Raw genomic sequence first — 440 nt, forward strand, 5'->3', positions numbered from 1 at the left:
CCTGGGACACCTACTTCGGTGCGCCCTGCACGCACGGCACCCCGTTCCGCCGGGCTTCCGAACAGGGCCTGATCGTCAAGGGCCACTCGGCGCACGTCGGGATCCGCGGCTCGCTCTACGACCGCGCCGACCTGCTCGACGACGAATCATTGGGCTTCACGGTGGTCCACTGCCGCGATATCGACCGCATCGGTGTCGACGGGGTCATCGAGCGGATCCGTGACCGGGTGGGGGACCACCCGGTGTACGTGTCGATCGACATCGACGTGCTGGATCCGGCATTCGCGCCGGGCACGGGAACACCCGAGATCGGTGGGATGACGAGTCGTGAGTTGGTGGCGGTGCTGCGCGCCATGCGCGGGTTGCAGATCGTCGGTGCCGACGTGGTGGAGGTCGCTCCGGCCTACGACAGCGGTGACGACACCGCGGTGGCGGGGGCC

General features: G+C 68.9%; 1 protein-coding gene. It reads left to right on the forward strand.

The window, feature by feature from the left end; translation table 11 throughout:
* Positions 1–440 (forward strand): arginase family protein (locus tag RNB18_RS52310; RefSeq protein WP_311721092.1); only part of this gene is annotated, 440 nt, incomplete at both ends.

The sequence above is a fragment of the Streptomyces doebereineriae genome, from assembly GCF_031845645.1.
Classification (GTDB): Bacteria; Actinomycetota; Actinomycetes; order Streptomycetales; family Streptomycetaceae; genus Streptomyces; species Streptomyces canus.